Annotated in this window: 13 protein-coding genes and 2 pseudogenes; 8 read left to right on the forward strand and 7 right to left on the reverse strand. The window is 45.8% G+C overall.

What is annotated here, in order from left to right:
• Positions 1 to 136 precede the first annotated feature (136 nt).
• Both HK25_RS03140 and HK25_RS03145 read left to right on the forward strand, forming a co-directional pair.
• On the forward strand, positions 137 to 1,348 hold the full coding sequence (locus HK25_RS03140) for a GIY-YIG nuclease family protein (protein ID WP_086635276.1): 1,212 nt from the start codon (positions 137 to 139) through the stop codon (positions 1,346 to 1,348).
• A gap of 78 nt (positions 1,349 to 1,426) precedes the next feature.
• The gene (locus HK25_RS03145; protein WP_086635277.1) at positions 1,427 to 3,184 is read left to right on the forward strand and encodes a hypothetical protein; all 1,758 of its coding nucleotides are present in this window, start codon (positions 1,427 to 1,429) and stop codon (positions 3,182 to 3,184) included.
• A gap of 41 nt (positions 3,185 to 3,225) precedes the next feature.
• On the opposite strand, the gene HK25_RS13330 is transcribed toward HK25_RS03145, so the two are convergent.
• The gene (locus HK25_RS13330) at positions 3,226 to 4,869 is read right to left on the reverse strand and encodes a site-specific integrase (protein WP_233127636.1); all 1,644 of its coding nucleotides are present in this window, start codon (positions 4,867 to 4,869) and stop codon (positions 3,226 to 3,228) included.
• A 508-nt stretch (positions 4,870 to 5,377) separates the two neighbouring features.
• Between HK25_RS13330 and HK25_RS03155 the strand changes: the two genes are divergently transcribed.
• Positions 5,378 to 9,172: a Hint domain-containing protein gene (locus tag HK25_RS03155; RefSeq protein WP_086635278.1), complete on the forward strand. Its 3,795-nt coding sequence runs from the start codon at positions 5,378 to 5,380 to the stop codon at positions 9,170 to 9,172.
• 99 nt (positions 9,173 to 9,271) lie between these two features.
• Here the strand turns inward: HK25_RS03155 and HK25_RS03160 are convergent, their stop codons facing one another.
• Together HK25_RS03160 and HK25_RS03165 are read right to left on the reverse strand one after the other, a co-directional pair.
• Positions 9,272 to 9,604 carry a hypothetical protein gene (locus HK25_RS03160; protein ID WP_143295956.1) on the reverse strand — a complete coding sequence of 111 codons (333 nt, stop codon included), beginning with the start codon at positions 9,602 to 9,604 and terminating at the stop codon, positions 9,272 to 9,274.
• Complete coding sequence (locus HK25_RS03165) at positions 9,543 to 10,091, reverse strand: hypothetical protein (protein ID WP_143295957.1); 549 nt, start codon at positions 10,089 to 10,091, stop codon at positions 9,543 to 9,545. Before HK25_RS03165 ends, HK25_RS03160 begins: the two co-directional genes overlap by 62 nt.
• A gap of 396 nt (positions 10,092 to 10,487) precedes the next feature.
• On the opposite strand from HK25_RS03165, the gene HK25_RS13235 reads away from it, so the two are divergent.
• The 4 genes and pseudogenes from HK25_RS13235 to HK25_RS03185 all read left to right on the forward strand — a co-directional run.
• A complete protein-coding gene (locus tag HK25_RS13235) occupies positions 10,488 to 10,898 on the forward strand; it encodes an HNH endonuclease (RefSeq protein ID WP_255406285.1) in 411 nt (136 codons plus the stop codon).
• A complete protein-coding gene (locus tag HK25_RS03175) occupies positions 10,879 to 11,490 on the forward strand; it encodes a bifunctional 2-polyprenyl-6-hydroxyphenol methylase/3-demethylubiquinol 3-O-methyltransferase UbiG (protein ID WP_086635282.1) in 612 nt (203 codons plus the stop codon). Before HK25_RS13235 ends, HK25_RS03175 begins: the two co-directional genes overlap by 20 nt.
• A gap of 206 nt (positions 11,491 to 11,696) precedes the next feature.
• The gene (locus tag HK25_RS03180; protein WP_086635283.1) at positions 11,697 to 12,191 is read left to right on the forward strand and encodes a DUF2721 domain-containing protein; all 495 of its coding nucleotides are present in this window, start codon (positions 11,697 to 11,699) and stop codon (positions 12,189 to 12,191) included.
• Positions 12,192 to 12,315: 124 nt separating this feature from the next.
• Positions 12,316 to 12,471 (forward strand): annotated as a pseudogene (locus HK25_RS03185) (IS5/IS1182 family transposase); the annotation flags it as partial.
• Between the two features lie 516 nt (positions 12,472 to 12,987).
• Here the strand turns inward: HK25_RS03185 and HK25_RS03195 are convergent.
• Positions 12,988 to 15,372, reverse strand: coding sequence for a TonB-dependent receptor (locus tag HK25_RS03195; RefSeq protein ID WP_086635285.1), 2,385 nt, complete (start codon positions 15,370 to 15,372; stop codon positions 12,988 to 12,990).
• 144 nt (positions 15,373 to 15,516) lie between these two features.
• Complete coding sequence (locus HK25_RS03200) at positions 15,517 to 16,473, reverse strand: PDR/VanB family oxidoreductase (protein ID WP_086635286.1); 957 nt, start codon at positions 16,471 to 16,473, stop codon at positions 15,517 to 15,519.
• A gap of 216 nt (positions 16,474 to 16,689) precedes the next feature.
• On the opposite strand from HK25_RS03200, the gene HK25_RS03205 reads away from it, so the two are divergent.
• Positions 16,690 to 17,757 (forward strand): acetamidase/formamidase family protein, encoded by a 1,068-nt coding sequence (locus HK25_RS03205; RefSeq protein ID WP_233127637.1) that lies wholly within the window; start codon positions 16,690 to 16,692, stop codon positions 17,755 to 17,757.
• A gap of 232 nt (positions 17,758 to 17,989) precedes the next feature.
• Here the strand turns inward: HK25_RS03205 and HK25_RS13335 are convergent.
• Positions 17,990 to 18,123 (reverse strand): annotated as a pseudogene (locus HK25_RS13335) (IS5/IS1182 family transposase); the annotation flags it as partial.
• A gap of 126 nt (positions 18,124 to 18,249) precedes the next feature.
• Positions 18,250 to 19,449 carry an aromatic ring-hydroxylating dioxygenase subunit alpha gene (locus HK25_RS03210; RefSeq protein ID WP_086635288.1) on the reverse strand — a complete coding sequence of 400 codons (1,200 nt, stop codon included), beginning with the start codon at positions 19,447 to 19,449 and terminating at the stop codon, positions 18,250 to 18,252.
• Positions 19,450 to 19,463 lie beyond the last annotated feature (14 nt).

Genomic DNA, 19,463 nt, shown 5'->3' on the forward strand with positions numbered 1-19,463 from the left:
TGTCCGCAATCCATATCGCTGCAAGCTTCATCTTCTATCTCAAAGAATGAGTCCTGAGCCTAGAAAAACGGATGGCGGAAGCTCAGGCGTGGCTTAAGCATGAAAAAGCTAAACGTCTCCGTGATGGTGTCATCTGATGGTCAGGCCGACATTAGAGGAGATTTACAAGGAGCCTGATGAATTTGGCTTGCTTGATGTAAAGCCAGCCGTAAGACGGGCAGAGCAGGGGGACATAAAAGATTTGGCAGTGCTGAATGATGTCGGGGTGTTTTATAAAACGTACCAACGTCTTCCTAACCCAGATTCTGATAACCATGACGAGATGCGTCTTGGTGTGATTTGGAATAAGGTACAAGAAAATCCCTCTCTTGCTTTACGGCAGGCTGATGCACAAGGGTTACTGCGCATGCCTGTTTTTTCCCCACAGCAGGATTGGCAAGATGATACCTTGCATCTGGCTACGCCAGAAAGCCTGGATGATATTTTTGCTGATGATGAATTAGACGCAGACCCTTCGCTTATTACGCTAAAGCACAGCACGCCCGCAGAAGAACGTAACCAACCGGATCACAGAGCAGAGGCCACTCCTTGCCGGGATTTCCATTTGTTTGAGGATAAATTTCACGCAGTCCAAGTGGCCCTAGAGAATGGCGAACGTAAAGCTTCGCCTATTCGAAAAGGAGCTGTTCTGGAACCATTGGAAGGTGACTTTTTTATTCGTAGTGGTTTGTTGGCTTTAGTGGCAGAAAAGTCAGAGAAATCGATAAGAAGTGGTTCTAGGGATCATCGATTACGCATTGTTTTTTCTAATGCTACAGAGAGTGACCCCTTAATGTCTTCCTTTCGGAAGTCTTTGACTGAGGATAAAACTGCCCGTGTCATTGAACGTGTGGGGCTTGGGCCTCTCGACCCTGAGTGGGAATCTGACCAGCTATCTTTATCAGGTACTATATATGTGGCACGGTCGCTTGCAACAGACCCAGTAATTAAAGAACAAAGGGGTATCTTGCACAAAATTGGTGTTACAAGTCAGGACGTAAAGCGGCGGATTGCTGATGCTCGAAACGACCCAACCTTTTTGCTGGCTCCTGTAGAGATAGTGGCAACCTACGATTTAAAGAACCTACCACGGGCTAAAGTAGAAAACTTGCTACATCGTTTTTTTGAACCGGCACGTGCAAAAGGACTTTTCATTAAAGACCGCTTTGGGAAGGCTGTATACCCTAAGGAATGGTTCTATGTGTTGCCAGAGCATGTCAGCCAAGCTGCTAAGCTTCTTCTTGACGGTCAATTGCATCTTTATCGTTATGATATGAACAAGCAAAAAATTGTGAGTATAAAGTCATGAAATTTATAAAATTATAGAATTTAGAAGTTTTATTTTATTTTCTGAGGTCGTGTGCACAGTATAGTGAAGGAAAATGTTATGGACAAAGATTGGATTCTTTATACTGGCGAAATACGTCGAATTTTTTCCAATGCAACATGGGTACCTTTACGTGCTTACCGGAGCAAAACATACGGTATCACGAATGTTATGGATGTTGGTTATGTCGAAGATTTTTTCGGATGTGGAGCGGTAGCTTTTCCGCCGCGACACAGGGAAATTGCTGAGCAATTAAGTTGGGATGATTTGGGGGGTAGTCACAGTGCGCGGCCAGAGGCTTATACGGATGGTTACTATTCTCCTATAGATGAATACGAATATAATGATAAGGAGCCTATAGGCATTGAATTTGTGTTTGAGCAAAGGCAGCCTGTCATAGGGAAAACAATATGGATATTAAATCCTGATTTGGTCGTTGCTTTAGGTCTGATTAAAGAAGAGAACAACTGGGTTAGGCCGGAAGAGGATTTTGAAGTTGTTGTCCGGGAGACGCTTGATGAAAATGGGACACAGCAGCTGATTGAGATTAAGCGGGTATTTCTGCTTGATTACTTGGCTGCTAGAAATCTAGCATTGCGTCTTTCTTATTATCGTCAGCGAGTTGAAAATGTTTTTGCTCTCAAAGGAACTCCCTATGAAAAATTGGAGAGCTTTCGAGATGAGCAGCATGGCGGACGCTTTGAATTGTTGATTCGTGATCTTAAGGATATATACGGTGGTAGTTGGGCATCTTTTCACGTCTGGAGGACTGACATTGATGAAGAAGATGATGCTCCTAAAATGGGTCCCGAGGATGATACAAATACGGCGTTTGAGCAATCTCAAGGTGTTCGAGCTGGGCCTGTCGGTGTGAGGGTTGAAGGTGAGTTTTGGAGAGATGAATGGATTGAACATCAAGGTTTAAGTTTGCGTGTGCGTGGTGATGTTGATCGATCATTACCGAGTTTTATTGTTGACACTGATGGGACAAGAGAAGCATCAGCAAGATTGAATAATCAGGACGTAGGGTGTTGGCTTTGGTTTCGTCCTAGTATAATAATAGAACTTCTCAAGCATCGCTGTTTTTCTTTGAAGTGGTATACAGCCGAAACAGGTGGTATTCGCTCAACTTCTGGCTACATCACGCACTTTGGTCTTAATAAAGCTGATTTAGTAACCGTATATGCGTATGATATTGCACGACTTGCCGCTTGGGAACAGCATCTATGGGCGGGGCATAATGTCGCACCGGATGGCAAACTTTCTATGGAGTTGTATTTGGCGCAAGTTAAAGCGCAGGTCGCCTCCACCCATTCAGTTGAGAAATTATTCTTCTTGAGTATCCAATTGCTCGAACAAGGTTTTCGTAAAAATTTTGATGTTAATTTATTTAACCAAGATATAGATGAAGCGGTCTCTGTGCAGCAGATCAATCGCTTTCAGAGTGAATCTCAAGCTTCGCTGCTTCGGCTTAGCAAGGATATTATCCGCGTCTTTTCAGATCGTCTGAATGTTAGTGAATTACGCAAAATTTCTACAGACAAAAACAAAGACAAACTTGGTTCTAACAAATTACTTCAAAGTATATTAGCTCAAAAGGTTGGAGAGGAGAAAGCACGTCAAACAATAGGCCCCATAGTTGGCGCTTATGACTTAAGGGTGGGCGATGCGCACCCGACAGGATCAAAAATTGGTGAAGCATTGCAGCTTGTAGGCATTGACCAGAGTCGCTCATACTTACAGCAAGGGGAACAATTAATTCATAATGTGGGGAGGGCCATTTGGGAGGTTGGACAGTTACTTTTTGGGAAGGAATAATGGAAGAGTATTAGCTGTATATTCATATTACGTTTAATAATTCAATCATCCGTATAAATTTTATTTTTGTTTATATACAACGTTGAATATCTAACGGACTCTACGGTCGTTTTGAGATTTTCCGTTGCAATACCTGAGAGATAGGTGGTGGCCCCTTGGCTCTTATGGCTGGCTTCATGACCAAGCAGGGCATCAATCCAGAGTTCTCTGAGGTCTCCCGCTTGATTACGCAGGCGTGTGGACACTGTGTGCCGGAAACTGTGGAACGTAATGGCGGCAGGCAGGCCAATTGTCGTTTTGAACTTCGAGAAATTTCGGCCAAAGTCTGTGCCACGTGGGCCGCTTTTGGGGGTTTTCAGTTCTGAAAACAGGAACTTTTCGTCGTCTTTCTTGAAGTCCAGAATGCCCCAGTCCAGCAAAGCACTATGGATGGGTACGTTCCGGGTGCCCGCTTCTGTTTTCGGCGTCCATTTATCTTCTGGGTGAGGCCGGACAAGAAAGCAGGGGATACCATCAACCTTCTGAATATCCTCATTCCTCAGGTTGCAGATTTCTCCCAGCCTCATACCGCTATAGGCAGCAACCAGTGTGATGCCTGCAAAAGTGGCCTGCGAGATGGTGCTGCACGTCCATGGTGAAGAGGACAGCAGGGCCAGTTCATCGTCTGTCCATGCCCTGCGTGGATTGCGCTTGGTTAGGTCAAAATCCCAGTTGCTCCATGGGTTCTTCTCCGCAATCTCGCGGCGAATAAGCTGGTTCCACAAGGCTGATAGCCGCATGAAGTGGTTCTTCACGCTTTTGCCACTGAGGGTCGGCAGATCAAACTCCTGTGCCCGTTCGACCTCAGCGTTTAAATCCATCTCCTGCTTGCATTTGGCGTAGGAGGTCGGGAGGGAGAAAAGCAGGTCTCGAAACTCCCCAGCCACGCGCCCGGTAATCTCCTTAACTGGCTTGTCGCCAAAAGCCTGAACAAAGAGTGCTACCGTGCGGGAGGTTTCTTTCTTGGTGGCGTCACTCTTCTGGCTGTCTGCCAACAGGGCAAGGTCAAGGGCTTCCGTCAGGCGTGGGGAGGATGGGAGAACTGGTGCCGGAGACGGTGTAGGGGGCGCCAACTGATGGGACGGTGGCACTGCACCGGGGGCCTGAGAGAGGGCAGGGCCAGTCTGGAACAGTTTGACTAGGGTGGCATGAAGCCGCTCTATCTCTTCGGTCTTGCGGGCAAGGCTGGCCTTGTCTTGCATCGTGCCCGTTATCATGTCCTTGCGCAGTTTTATCATGTTCTGGTTCAGACGTTCCAACGCCTCAGAAGAATAGGTGATGAAAGCTCTTGTCTTGAGCAGGTCTGCATAGCGGGTCATGCTGGCACGGTAGCGTTCAAGTTTGAGTTGCCCTGCGGCAACGCGTTCGCTGTTTTCTATGACCTTTTCCTGCTGTTTGATGATGTCTTCATACAGGGCCAGAAGGTCGTCTTTGGTGATGGGTTTCTTCTGGGCTGGGTCAGTCATGAGGCGGGCCGTCCTGAAAAGCGCACTGGTCTGGGCATGGAGGGTCATGGCAGAGAGGCGGGCTTCTGATTTGTTCCCTGTTTTGAGGGAAATCCAGAATTCAGTTTTGCCGAAGAGGGGCCGTAAGGCAACGGGGACGACGCGGCGAAAATGGTAATGAGTGCCCACGAGAGCTAGCATTGAGAACTTCTCCAGTTTGGAGAAGGACTATGGAGAAGCGGGTTTACACTTCACCGCTTTCAACTTTTCTCAATAAAATCAATATCTTAAGGTATGCGAACTGCGGGACTCGAACCTGAACTTACCCGTAGTGACACTTTTCTAACCCCTTGAAGCAGCAAAAAGAATGCGACGTGCTGTCTTCTGGTTAATGAAATATCTTCTGTCACCGGTTAAACAGTCTGGGAAGCTTTCCCCGGGGGAGAAGTCTCTGTGGTATGACTCTGAGATGCTCGTCATTTCATTCATTTCCAGTCATGAAAAATGGAAACTCTCCTTTTTACGGCATGTAAAAAAGAGAATGTTATGATTACAAATTTATACTCTCAAATTATGAATAAAAATTAATTTACATTGAAGATCACGAAGATTTTTATTTAATTTATCATTTTGTTAAAAAAATAATGACATATTTTGTTTATTGTTGTGTAGTATTTTTTAATTATTTTTTAATTGCCGGAGAAGTATAATGAGTGTCGTTTCGGGTGGTACTTTGTATGTTATTGATACTGTTAGCGCCACTACGGCTCCAGGCAACTTTGGTGGTGGAACTTATTCGTCAGCAGTTGTTTTTTCCGGTGGTTCTTATAATGGAGTGACAATCGTTTCTGACGGAGCGGTTACTGTTTCTTCTGGTGGATATATATCAGGTACGACGATAAGCAGATCGGGGGCTCTGACTGTTTTTTCCGGGGCTACGACAACTGGTACAGTATTGGCCGCTGGTGGCACACTGAATATTGGCGATACATTTAATGCAAATCATCAGCTTACTAAGCTTGCGAGTTCAGGTGCGTTAATCAATGTCATGTCCGGAGGCACTCTTTCAGCGGGTGATGTAACCTCTGGCGGTACGATTAATGTTAGCAAGGGAGCAAAGGCCATTGGGACAATTGTGTCAGGTGGTGGGTTGCTCGAATTTACTGAAGGTGGAACCGGGACATATACCAGCTTACTCGCTGGTGGTACTATTAATATTGGCAATCAAACAACTTATAATTTTCAATATCAGACATCATTAACAGTCTCTTCCGGTGCAGAAATTAATGTGTCGTCAGGTGGTACTATTGTTTCAGGCCACGTGGCCTCTGGCGGTACGATTAACGTTAGCAGTGGAGCAGTGGCCTCTGGTACGATTGTTTCCGGTGGCGGGCTTTTTAATATCAGTGGTGTAGCTTCCGGATCAACCGCTCTGAGTGGCGGTGAGATCGTTTTGTCTTCTGGTGGAAGTACAAATATAGTTAATATAAGTAGTGGTGGTATATTTAATATTTTATCAGGTGCCACTACAAATAATACAATCCTTTCTGCTGGCGGCACTCTTAATATATGGAATAGTTTTGCTGCCGCACATCATGACTATCATACGGCCAGTTCAGGTGCCGTTATTAATGTGATGTCCGGTGGCGCTTTTTTATCTGGTGATGTGGCTTCAGGCGGTACAATTAACGTTACCAGTGGCAGTGTAGCTTCGGGCACGATCGTCTCTGGCGGTGGTACTATGGCTGTGTCAGGTACTGCCTCTGCCACGACAATTAGCAGTGGTGGTGCTGTTACGGTTTCGTCTGGTGGGTATCTGAATACTGCGACTGTTCTAAGTACTGGTGTTGTTACTCTTCTTTCAGGCTCTGTTGCTTCTGGTATGAATATTTATGCCGGAGGAACAGTTAATCTCGGCACGTATTATAATGCAGGGCATGTTTACGCTATGCAGGTGCATCTGGGGGCCATTAATGTGCTTTCAGGTGGTGTGCTTTCTGCGGGTGATGTTGCTTCTAACGGCCGGATCAATGTCAGTAGCGGTGGTTCAGTCGCTGATACGGTCGTCTCAGGTGGTGGTACACTTAATGTTTCTAATGGTGGAGCTGTTAATTCAGCTAGAATGATAAGTGGTGGAACCCTGAGTGCGGCAAATGGTGCATTGCTCTCAGGTCAGATTACGGTTAGCGCTGGCGGTACAGAGCTGAGCGGGTCACTGGCTAGTGGTGCCGCAGCGGCGGTGCAGGGGACAGCTTCTGCGACAACTATTCTTAGTGGTGCGATAGCTACGGTAACAAGTGGTGGAACAATAGCTGGAGCAACCATTAGTAGTGGTGGCGTTATTACAGCTTCTTCTGGTGGTTCTGTTATTTCAGGGTTTATTGGTAGTGGTGGTACGTTAAATTATCTTTCTGGTGCCAGAGGGAATGCAAATGACCTTCTGGCTGGCGGCACTCTTAATTTAGCCACAGAATTTAACGCTAACCATGTTCGTTATTTAACCGCTTCATCTGGCGCAGTTATTAATGTTCTTTCCGGAGGAGTTCTGTCAGGAGGGGATGCGGTTTCTGGTGGTAGTGTTAACGTCAGTGGTGGCGGGGTTGCTTCCGGCATGATTGTCTCAGGTGGCGGCACGATGGCCGTTCTTGGGGTGACGTCGGCTACATCTATTCTTAGTGGTGGAGCTGTTGCAGCCCTTTCGGGGGGTACAGTCGCATCATCCAATATTAGCAGCGGTGGTGAGCTGACTGTTTCAGCCGGTGCAGTAACAGTTAATACGACATTGCTTGCCGGTGGCACGCTTAACGTTGGCAATAATTTTGCTGCGAATCATTCAGCTTCCAAACTTGCTGTGTCTGGTGGTGCTATCAACGTTCTTTCAGGTGGTGTTCTGTCCGGGGGAGACGCAGGTAATTCGGGGACGATTACAGTCAGTGGTAATGGTTCAGCTGTCAGCACGTTTATTTCAAGTGGCGGTGTACTGGATATTACGTCCGGTGGTATTGCAATGACAACTGCGGTCAGCGGTGGCGGGTCTGTGTATGTTGCCTCAGGTGGTACGGTAGGTGATACAACAATCAGCAGTGGTGCCATACTCACAGCTGATGCAGGCAGTGTTATTTCGGGCAATATCATAACAACCAGCGGTGCCACTGTTACCATTCCTTCCACAGCGGGCGGAACAGTTACGCTTAACGGTGATGATAACAATAGCCTGATTATTACGGGTCAGGGTGACCCGAATACAGTGATCATGGGTTTCTCAGAAAAGTCGGGTACCGGGATCACGGATGGTGTTACTTTTGAGAGTGTGAAAACTGATGATGTTGTAACCGTTCAGTATCCTGATGAAAATCATGTGATGTTCACACTGAAAGATGGTTCAACAGTCACTGTTAATATCGTGGGTGTGAAGAGTGTCGGGTATAAACTGGCTTCAACGACAGATGATGACCTGATTTATGAAATATGCTTTCTGGCAGGTGCATTAATAGAAACGCCTGATGGCACTGTTGCTGTGCAAAACCTGAGCGAAGGTGATGATATTCTCACCTGGCAGAATGGTGTGGCCAGCAGTAGTAAAATTTCGTGGGCGGGCAGGGCACATCGTTTTATCAGTCGTGGTAAATCGCATGACGAGGCCGGGTATCCGGTGCGTATAGTAAAAGATGCTGTTGCCCCTGGTGTGCCTTTTGAAGACTTGCTGGTGACTTCTGAACATTGTCTGTTTTTTGAAAACAGATTTATCCCGGCTCGTATGCTCGTTAATGGCCGGTCGATCTTCTATGATACATCGTTTGCTTCTTATGAATATTTTCATATTGAAACAGAAGACCACTCTGTCATCATGGCAAACGGTATGCTGACAGAAAGCTACCTTGATACGGGTAACCGTCATGTTTTCCGTCAGGATACAAATGTTATCACTCTGAGCCCGAGAGCGAAGCTGTGGGAAGAGGACGCAGCTGCCGTACTGGATGTGAGCCGTGAATTTGCTGAGCCTTTGTTTCATCGTCTGAATGAACGGGCAGGTGAAATGGGACTTGATTTTAACGGTCACATGCCCGCTTTAACGACTGATGCCGACCTGCATCTTATTGCTGGTAATAACATGCTTATCCGCCCTGCGCGTCAGGTAGGGAATAAGGTTATTTTTATGCTGCCGGCATGTGTCGGGGAAGTTATCATTGCCTCACGCTCCGGTCGCCCTGCTGATGCTGTTGGTCCCTATGTTGATGACAGGCGTAATCTGGGTGTTCTGATTGGTCAGATTACCCTGATGGAGGCCTCAGGAACCAGTGCTATTGATATGCATCTGCGTGAAGATTCTGCCGGGGGATGGTCAGGACTGGAGCACCCTGCATGCCGGTGGACGACAGGCCGTGCTCATCTGTCATTGTGCAGAAGTAATCCTGATACAGTAGGTCTGCTCTCTGTTGAGGTTATAAGTGCGGGGCCATATCTTCTTGAGGGAGATGTAACAAAAGGCTCTCTTACAGCCTGACATGGCAGACAACATAGTGCTGAAAAGATAAGTGGAGGGTTCGAAAAATCCTCTGCTTTCTTTGATGTTTCGATATCTTCGATCCGGACGAGGCCCTTGTCAGTGCAGAATTGAGGGTGGTCTCCATGTTTTTGGCGCGTTTTTGCGCGTCACTTCCTGTTTGGGTTCCGGCTTCAGCTCCGGCTGCCGGAATATCTCAGCGGGAAGCAGGTGGGTGAGCTGCTGAACCAGCTCTCTGTGTTCAGGCATCCCTGGTCTGGTTTTCAGTAACGCACGCAGCTGCGTGATCTCACGACCAGCCTGCGCCTTCTCAGGCTGATGGGCCTTGTTCCATTTCCTGCTCCTCTCCCCGCGAGCGCGGACTATCCTGTCAAAGCGCTGGTTCAGCCAGTGTGAGAGCTTTGCAGGCATGAGCCATGGCCGTAAACTCATCGTCATACTCCTTTATGAACCGCTCCAGGGCGGGCTTGTCCTGTGGTGTCAGGATTGTTCTGAGAGGCTCAGGCGGGATGGCCCGCAACCCGGTGATATGCAGCAGGGCCTGCACCACATAACGGATCATGTCGAGCAGGTGCAGAAACTTCTCCTCCATGACCTGCTTACGCCGCCTGCTGATACCGCTCAGACGCCGCCACCAGCTGGCCTGTGCCTTCTGCCATTCTTTTTTGGCTGTGCTGTAACGCTTCCTGCAACGTCTGAGCTGTTTCTGGTATTTTGTCAGCTCATATGTCCATTGCGTCAGGCTGTGCGTGCGGTTCAGGGGAGGCAGGCTTCTTTCCGGCGCCTGACGGGTGAGAATGGCCGTTTTCTCTTTGATGATCCCCACGATACAGGCGCGCTGGCTGATCTCGCCCAGCCTCATCGTTCTGTGTGTTCGCCCTGTGGGTGCAGGTACTGTCTTTTTGAGAGAGTCCTTCATACCCCTGACCGGGATACGTCCGGGTGGCAGAACAGGGTTTCTCCCGTGTTGTAGCCGGTATGAGCGCTTTCACCTGCTCAGCCTCACGATTTCTGCCTTCCTGCCCGAGAGCTTTGACAATCGAGCGGTCATGACGTCCCGGAACAAGGGCGTGGCCCAGTCTGATTTCTTCCAGTCTTGCCAGTTTCTCTAACCGTATCCAGCTAAAACGACTGTCTAAAATATGGTCCTGCTGCCATTCCGGCAAAAGATTTGCTCGATGAAGTTGAGGCCAGATGGCGTCTTGTGGAAGGTGCATGGCAGTATGAGTTGCCGTGTGCGAACGTTGCTCTCCAGCTTGATATAGAAACACAGGAACTATTTTTCCAAAAAGTCCGGCGCGTTTCGCTCAGCCGCGTGAAACCAGCGTTGAATGGGTATCAGAAGGGGCATTGCTTTTATTGCAGCAGGAAGATGCTTCTGAAAGAAGCTGATGTTGACCATTTTTTTTCCTGGATACTGAAAGACCGCAGGCTTATGTCCGATGCTGACGGGGTACGGAATCTGGTTCTGTCGTGTAAGAAGTGTAACCGGGGAGAAGGAGGGAAGTTTGCCAGTACGCCTTCTGATAGGCTGGTGTCACGTTTATATGCCCGTAACTCCTGGCTTGTAGAGAGTCATCACCCATTAAGGGAAACCATTTTGTTGCAAATGGGTGTGAATGATGAGGCACGTCGTAGTTTTCTGCGTCACCGACAACAGATAGCGCGAGACGCTCTTATTCATACATGGGAGCCATTAGAAAGATATGATGATCAGTCTTTTTGAAACATTGTCATGGTATGAGCAAAATGCTCAGGTTTTTGAGAGCCGGACAGCTACGGTTGATATGACCAGGATTTATGACCTGTTTCTCCCTTATGTTGTTCAGGGCGGTAATATTTTGGATGCGGGATGTGGTGTAGGGAGGGATGCCTTAGCCTTTGCTGAAAGAGGCTATCAGGTTACAGCAATTGATGGCAGCCTGGAGATGGTTAAGCGTACACGTCTCAGAACAGCCAACCATTCCGTGTCGGTATATCAGATGCTTTTTTCTGGTATTGCCTGGCACAATCAGTTTGATGGTTTCTGGTGCTGTGCTTCGCTTTTACACCTGGCACAGGAAGAGCAAAAAGAAGCGTATAATAAATTGGCTCAAGCTCTGAAACCGTCTGGTATAGGGTATGTGTCCTTCAAACTGGGGGCTGGTATCAGACTGGATAATGGCCGTTATTTTTATGACATGGATGAAGAACGGCTTAGATATATTCTTGAAGGAACGCCATTAAACTTACGCTCATGTATTATTACACAAGATCAAAGCCCTGAGCGAGAGGTTGTTAAATGGGTTAATACTGTTCTTGAAGCAAAGAACTCATAGGTTAAAGCCCGCCATTTGTTATGAAGAAGGACCATCGTTTTTGCTATTTTTCACCTATAACGCAGCATGATATGGAATCATAAAAAATTAAAAATAAGAGGTTTTGAGAATTCCTGGGGTAAATCCTGATCCTGTAGGAGCATACTTATAACAGGCTGAATAAAATTTCATTTCTCACTGATGTATTTTGTGATAACATTTGGATCATGCCTTTCCCTCTCTCTTCTGGTTTAGATCCTCTCAATAGTGCTGCGCATTTAATTCAAGTCGCGCTAACACCTGTCTTCATGCTTTCTGGTATAGGAACTCTTATAAACGTGTTCAATACTCGTCTCTCACGAGTAACAGATCACCTTGAAGAGGTTCGTAATAAAATTAACGCACCAAAGACAGATGATACACCGGTAAACGTTTTCGACACACCTGAACAGCTCAATCACCAGCAGGTTCGCTTGCATCGTCGCATTTTTGTATTGGACCTTGCCATTATCCTGAATGGAATTGGAGGGGCTTCAACTTGCGGTGCAGCAATGGTGCTGTTTGTAGGTTCAATACGAGATGCATCAACATCAGGGTGGTTGCTCGTATTTTTTGGAATAGCACTTACCTGCACAGTTGCTGCGCTTATGTTTTTTTTAGCGGATACCTTACTGAGCTGGCATGGTTTACGTCATGACAGAGACTTAAGCCTTAATATTTAAAATTTTCATCTGAAGAACTGGAAGCCATCCGTCAGCGTGTCAGAGCGCTGGTGGGGTAAAGAGAACAGGTTTGTCGATAATTTTCAGGCTATAGAAGAAACTTCGAAAATCAAAACCACCTTACGACTGGCATCTGTATAAAAAGCGTCATCTGATCGAAAACATGTTCGCAAAGCTCAAAGACTGGCGACGGGTGGCAACACGATACGACCGCTGCGCTCATACATTCATGTCTGCAATCCACATCGCAGCAAGCTTCATCTTCTGTCTTAGAGGATGAGTCCTGAGCCTATAATATGAACCGCTTTCTCTTCCTGGAGCGGATTAATCCGAACGGGTAGCAATCCGGGGTATGAGACCCTCTCTCGACCCAAAATATAGAGTGAAAAGCAGGTCCACGAACCAGAAATCAATACGATAAAAAACTGGAATCGGGAAAAAGAGGAAACAATCAAAAGTTCTTCGATTTCTCTATTTGTGTGCAGTATTCATCCATCTGTTCTGCAATACTCACGTCAAAAAGTACATAATACCTTTTGAAAGTTTAAAGACCAGAACCGTATCATAGAGAGGACCAGTGCCTTTGCGATACCGGCCTTAAGCAAGATCCTCTCCGGATCAAGATGAAACACCTTAACATCCACAGTCCGGGAAAATACTTCGGGTTGATCACCCGGCACCCTCAGTTGAGCAAGCCATTCTTCAACATCAAAGAAACCGGACGGTTTTATCTCATCGTTTACAGTCATCACCTAAAGAATGGAATCACAGATGTACCCTGATAAAAATGGTGATTTTAAAAACTATATCCAACCGTCCCAACAAACTGACGTGGTGCAATATACTGTTCACTTGTCTGATTTGTGCCATAAGGATCAGTAAAGCGCGAATTTACACCAGCAACATTTGTCAGGTTTGTAGCGGCAAATGAAAAACGCCACTGACTGTTTTTGGGTTTGTATTCAAGAAAAGCATTAAACAGGAAATATGCTGGCACATGGTCAAGCCTGGGGTTGTCGATAATACGTGCCGCATAATTACCCCGATAAATATATTGCAGGCGAGTTAGCAGTGAGCCGCCGGGTACATCCCATAAATATGACGCTGACAGAGAAGCCTGAACATTAGGCATGCCTGGGGCCTGATTGCCTTTCACATTAGGTGCGGATGCTTCAACAGCTGCCCAGCAGGCTGTGCTGTAGTACTGACCACCATTTGCACATGCAGAGGAGGCACCATATGCTGCATTAACCGTTGACGCATCAAGAGATCGGTAATTTGATGTGATGCGACTTTTTTCCAGTGTTAAAGAGCCATCGATGCGCAGTCTGCCTTCCATTGTTACATAAGCACTTTCCATCTCAATCCCATATAGATTGATTTTGGGTACGTTAGCTATTCCATAAGCATAAGGGTAGGGATCATCAGCAATATACTGCATATTTTTATAATTGGCGTAGAAAGCTGAGAGATTAAACATTAGATGATGATTAAAGAACCAGTTTTTAGCGCCAATTTCATAGTTAAGAATACGCTCAGGTTTAAAATCTGCACTTATAAATTTAGCTGTTGTCGCAACATTCACTCCACCAGGCTTGTATCCTGTTCCAACAGAAGCATAGAGCATACTTTTTATATTTGCTGATGGATTCGTGAGATTATAATCTAACTCAACTTTCCAGGTCGGTACTTTTGTTGAAAAGCTATGCTGACTTGAAGCGTTACCGTAAGCTGAGAACGTATTGCTGTTTGAACTATAGCGATCATAGTTAAAGCGTGCGCCACCCCATAAATGCAATCGCTCAGTAATATGATAACCCAGCTCGACGTAAGGTTGCACAGCAAATCGAGTGGCTGTTTGCTGGTTACCATATTTCAGGTTTCCTGGAGGGCTGGTTGTCAGATTCCCGGGGACAGAAAAATTAGGCCAGCCGGAATAATCTGTGCCACTAAACTCAGTCATATAAGCATGACCTCTTTGTCCCATCATGAAAAGACCAACCTCCCAATCAATAGGCATTGGTCTGCGAGATTTGATCGAAAAATTTTCGGAGTAGTTATTCATTGTATTGTTATTATTAGGCAGTATGTCATACAAACCTAAAATTTTGTCACTTAGATGTGCATTGTCATACTGCTCATGATCGCGAACATGCTGCGCAGCAGTGACTGAACTCAGCTCAATGTCTGACAGTTTCCAGTCGAGGTTCAGGTGGTAAAGTGCTGTTGTGAGTAAGGTTCTGGCTGGGTAATCCTGGTTAACAACACGCGGGTTAGTTGAGGGATCAAGGATGTTTTTTTGCTCTGCACCATGTGGGGTGGAATTATACCATTGTCCTGTCAGGGTAGCTGTAAAATTTCTGAACGGTTGCCACTTAATTGCAATTTTACCGGCATTATCCTGTGCGTCATCCAGGCCATAGCGTCCCAGATAGGGAGAAGTCGTGTGAGCAAATCCTGTATGTGTATAAGACTGAAATGAGCCGCGAATAGCCAGATTACTGGTAATCGGAATATTCAGCTCAGCTCGTCCGCGGGCAAGGTTATAATTTCCTCCTGAGGCCTCAACCTTGCCAGAAAATTTATCAAAAGTCGGATCAGCTGTTTTAATAACGATGGCACCACCTGGCGCACTCTGCCCATATCGGGTGGCCTGAGGTCCGCGATAAACATCTATAGAAGAAAGATCGAAAAATGTCTGATCAAGGGAAACAGAGTTAGCGATGTAAACACCATCAATAAAAACCGGTACTCCTGTTGATGTTGTCAATGTGTTCTGGGCAGTTTGCATGCCCACACCACGTATCTGGATATTGGTCTGATAGCCTGCCGTTTTTGCGATATTCAGACCAGGAGCAAGACCATTCATTCCGGAAAGGCTGGTTACATTCTGATGCTCGAGGGTTGCGGCACTAATGGCCGTAACAGATGTAGGTATATTTTGAACGTTTGGTGTATTAGACGCCCCATGAACCTGAATAACTTCAGGACTTGCTATAGCTGGTTTTGGGAGTTTCCTGTTTCTGACTGCTGATGTATGCCGGTTATCAGTAGTTTTAACTGTGATTTTTTTACTTCCAGTTGTTGCAGCCCTGATTTCAGTTGTACAATTAAATGAGACAAAAAGGGTCAGGATAGTGCTGTTCAACGCAATATGACGAAGCCACGAACCTGTGCGCATGAGTTTCTCCTTGCGTTGCGTGCGGCTAAAGCAGCTGCATTATGCTGACCAGTTTAGAGATTGCAGAGTTGCTTTTTCTTGCTTCCAGCTCCTGCATTATGTTCTGGAAACGAAATAAAATCATCATAACGTTACGTTATCGTATTATATATCCAGAACAATACGGGGTGTTTTTACGCCTGAACAGCATATCATCATTGTTTCACCACGTCGTTGTTCATCAGCCGTTAAAACACTATCACGATGGTCTGCAACACCTTCAAGTATGCGTGTTTCGCACATACCACATACTCCCTCTGAACACGAAAAAGCAGCGCTTATACCAGCTTCACGTAAAGCTTCAAGTATAGTTTGATCAGATTTAACATGAATATTGCGGCCACTTTTTGCCAAAACTACTTCAAAGCCATCATGTTTTGCAGGATTTGCTACAGCACTAAAAAGCTCTTTGTGTCTTTGTATTTCAGGGAAAAAAGAAAAACTTATATCAAAGTCTGTCATCATACGATTAGGTCCGCAGCAATAAATATGTGCATCTGTCCGGCAATTTTTGGCCAGAGATGATAGTGATAAACGAGGTTGGCCATTGCTGGGAAAATAAGATGTCAGACGTTTTCCTGATTGCATCAGGATATCATCGAAGAACACAGCTTCTGCTTGGGAGGGGGCGGCATAATGTAACTCCCATGTTGAACTACGTTGCATTAGCGCACGAGCCAGTGACCAGATGGGTACTATACCAATACCACCTGCTATCAGAACATGATGTGGTGCCATTTCAGAAAAAGTAAAAAGGTTTCTTGGTATTCCAATATTGAGAATATCACCCACTGAAACCTGATTATGTAGCCATAATGAGCCGCCACGGCCGTGATTTTCACGCTGAACTGCTATTTGATAATGTGTCTGGCAACCAGGAGTGTTTGTGAGTGAATACTGACGAATAATCCCCCCCTGTATTGGCATATGAACATCAATATGTGAACCAGCTACTACAGGAGGCAAAGAAAGCTTTGATACAGGCTCAAACGTCAGACTTATAATCCGTGTAGTAAGAGGTGTTATGCGTGTGACACGCATTGGTAAAACTGAATTCGTCATTGGCAGTTCACCAGTATGAGAAAAAAGAAAATTGTTCTTTTGACAATCATATCCCTCCTTACAAAAACAAGATCATAATAGGGCTTGTGCGCGCGTGTTAAGGATATGGGCGCTCTGATACAATTCCAGCTTATTATCTTCTTTCTATAATGCTGAGCTCAGATATTGTTCCGGTATCAAAACCACTTCTGTGTAGAGGTAATATTAATGGTTTTTATGTGTGATTCAGGGATAACCCGCTTATCTGGTCAGCCAAAGGCCCTACATCATCTTAAAGCGACGCCACATAATGTTCACTGGGGCTATTTTGATGCGTCACTTGCTCCGGCTGTTATTATTAACTCGGGAGATTTAATTCAGGCTGAAGCCCTGACACATCATGCTGGTGATGACCCCAATTTATTAATGGATGACGCCATGCATCAGATATGGAAAACCATTCCTGAAGCTGATCGTACTCCGGGTGTACATCTGATGACCGGGCCTATTTATATTCGTGACGCCAAACCTGGTGACATGATCGAAGTACGCTATCTCTCTATGACGCCACGCTTTCATTACGGTTCAAATCTCGCAGCACATTGGGGGCAGCTTTATAGCGAACTTGGGGAGCGTGAACGGGTAACTATTTATAACCTTGATACTGCAACAAATATGGCTCATGCTGTTTATGCATATGATATAAAAGAAAAATATTTGACGCCGGGGCGTATCAATAGCTGCCCTGAGTGTGATCGTCAGCCGGCCTTAAAGGGGGTTCGTGTTCCAGTAAGGCCTCATCTGGGTACTGCTGGAGTTGCTCCTGACGTCGCTGGCAGAGTGAGTACTGTTCCGCCAGGTCTGCATGGTGGCAATATTGATAACTGGCGTATAGGTTCTGGTGCGACAATGTATTATAAGGTACAGGTTGATGGTGGCCTGTTTTCTATCGGTGACCCGCATATTAGCCAGGGCGACGGTGAAATTAGTGGTACAGCTATTGAAGCATCTTTGGACGTTCTTTTTCAGGTCATATTACGAAAGGACTTCACTTTTCGTTCTCCTCTGCTGGAAACGCCTGAATATTTCATTGTTCATGGTTTTGGAGACACACTTGACCGTGCGGCAAAAGAAGCTTCGCTCGATATGTTATCATTGCTTAAAGAAACAGGTTTATCCTCTGATGAAGCCTATTCTCTTCTTTCCGTTTCAGGAGATTTGGGTGTAACCCAGGTTGTTGATGGAGTGGTCGGTGCGCACATGAAAATAAGACGTGATAGCCTGCCTGAAAATCGTAAATCATGAGACTCTGTAGTATAGTTTACACGACTGCCTTAAAGGTAATATTACTTTAAGTCTGATGAGTTGAGAAAGTTGCCAGAAGAATAATTTTCAGACTGGAGCGGTGAGCGCAATGTTCCGGTCTGAAGAGCATGGATATGATTTTATCAGAATAAAAGCGAGTTTTCTGCTCTGCTATTTAGGCTCAGGACTCATTTTTTAAGATAGAAGATGAAACGTGCGGCGATATGAATTACGGACCATACGCTTTCGGAGCGTTTTTCCACTGAAGTTCGTTACAGAGCACATAAACGATCCCTCTCAGAACAGCAGGTCATCCACGCGTGGTATGCTGTGCGTCAGAGGAAAAAACGGCTTAATCCGCTCCATCTGACGTTCATATAGCCTAACCCACGGTCAGGGACTTCGAAATTATGTGTATCTGATGAGATAAATACAAATAGTCAAAAGGCAGTTCAATATCTTGCCTGCCTTTTGCTGATTACATCTTTCTGATTAAAATTCTGTAAAATCTTTACGTTTCAATTTGTTCCATGTGTCACAATACCGAGGAACCAGCCAGGTATTAAACAAACGTTGTGCACCTTCCTGCCATGAATATCGTCCACGCGGCGCGAAACGTGAGCGCAAACCAATTTGGACCATTTCATCAACATGAAGATCCTGATCGATGATTTCGCTGGCCGCCAGAAAACTCATTGCCATTTTTTGCTGATATGCCGGATCAGATTTTGCCTGTTTTGTAGTCAGAACCCCCTGATCTACTCGATGACTTTCAGGACCATCAGCCCGAAGAATAAGATAAATGATAGAATCTGTCGTCATCACCAGCGATAATGTAGGTGGAACATTAGCAAAAACCATACGATGACGTTCATCAGCGGTCAGGTCAGGGAAAATCGGAAAAACAGCTCGTTGTGTAGCATTAAAAGCCGCATCAGGATGTAGCGTACGGTTTGTGCGGTAGTATCCTGCCGTATTATCAGGCAGGTCATCAGGGAATTCTGCCAGCTCACTGGGAATGAAATCATGCAGTGGCCCCTGATGTAATTTACTGGCATGGTAACCGTCATTGTTGTTTTCAAACATGACTTTCCAGTTCCAGGGGTAACTTAATTCCTCAGTTGGTTTTTCGCCTTCAGCTTGAGAAAGATTATATCCTTTCAGCACTTCAGAGACTTTTGTAAGACGTGGTGCAAGTGGTGCTGCATTTTGATCAAAATTAATAAAAACAAAGCCCTCCCAGATTTCGAGAGCAAAAACTGGAAGATTAAAATTTTCTTTGTGGAATTTACATGATTTTTCCATAGCCGGAGCAGAAGCCAGAGAGCCATCAAGCGCGTAGGTCCAGTGGTGGTAAGGACAAACAAATGCCCGGGCTTTACCACTCCCTTCAGCAACCAGCATAGCACGGTGCTGGCATACACTCGACATTGCCCTCAGGACGCCATCTCGTCCACGGGCAACAATCAATGGTTCATCAGCTATAAATGAGGTGAAATAGTCGCCAGGGTGAGCTGCCCATGTTTCACGTCCGACACAAAGCCATTCTTTTGAAAAAATAGCTTCTTTTTCAAACTGATAAAACTCAGCATCTGTATAGCACAAAGGTGGCAGGCTTTCAGCCTCTTCTGTCGGCAGAACAGAGGTTTTCATTGCGTCAAATAACGCATCATTCAGAATAGGATGTGTCATGATCAGTCCAGATC

It is taken from the genome of Acetobacter sp. DsW_059, from assembly GCF_002153695.1.
Classification (GTDB): Bacteria; Pseudomonadota; Alphaproteobacteria; order Acetobacterales; family Acetobacteraceae; genus Acetobacter; species Acetobacter thailandicus.

Coding starts and splice junctions, on each gene's coding strand:
- HK25_RS03175 (WP_086635282.1), top strand. CDS start 10,879: ATGATGATCAGTCTTTTTGAAACATTGTCATGGTATGAGCAAAATGCT.
- HK25_RS03180 (WP_086635283.1), top strand. CDS start 11,697: ATGCCTTTCCCTCTCTCTTCTGGTTTAGATCCTCTCAATAGTGCTGCG.
- HK25_RS13330 (WP_233127636.1), bottom strand. CDS start 4,869: ATGCTAGCTCTCGTGGGCACTCATTACCATTTTCGCCGCGTCGTCCCC.
- HK25_RS03160 (WP_143295956.1), bottom strand. CDS start 9,604: ATGAGTTTACGGCCATGGCTCATGCCTGCAAAGCTCTCACACTGGCTG.
- HK25_RS03195 (WP_086635285.1), bottom strand. CDS start 15,372: ATGCGCACAGGTTCGTGGCTTCGTCATATTGCGTTGAACAGCACTATC.
- HK25_RS03155 (WP_086635278.1), top strand. CDS start 5,378: ATGAGTGTCGTTTCGGGTGGTACTTTGTATGTTATTGATACTGTTAGC.
- HK25_RS03210 (WP_086635288.1), bottom strand. CDS start 19,449: ATGACACATCCTATTCTGAATGATGCGTTATTTGACGCAATGAAAACC.
- HK25_RS03165 (WP_143295957.1), bottom strand. CDS start 10,091: ATGAAGGACTCTCTCAAAAAGACAGTACCTGCACCCACAGGGCGAACA.
- HK25_RS03200 (WP_086635286.1), bottom strand. CDS start 16,473: ATGACGAATTCAGTTTTACCAATGCGTGTCACACGCATAACACCTCTT.
- HK25_RS03145 (WP_086635277.1), top strand. CDS start 1,427: ATGGACAAAGATTGGATTCTTTATACTGGCGAAATACGTCGAATTTTT.
- HK25_RS03205 (WP_233127637.1), top strand. CDS start 16,690: ATGTGTGATTCAGGGATAACCCGCTTATCTGGTCAGCCAAAGGCCCTA.
- HK25_RS03140 (WP_086635276.1), top strand. CDS start 137: ATGGTCAGGCCGACATTAGAGGAGATTTACAAGGAGCCTGATGAATTT.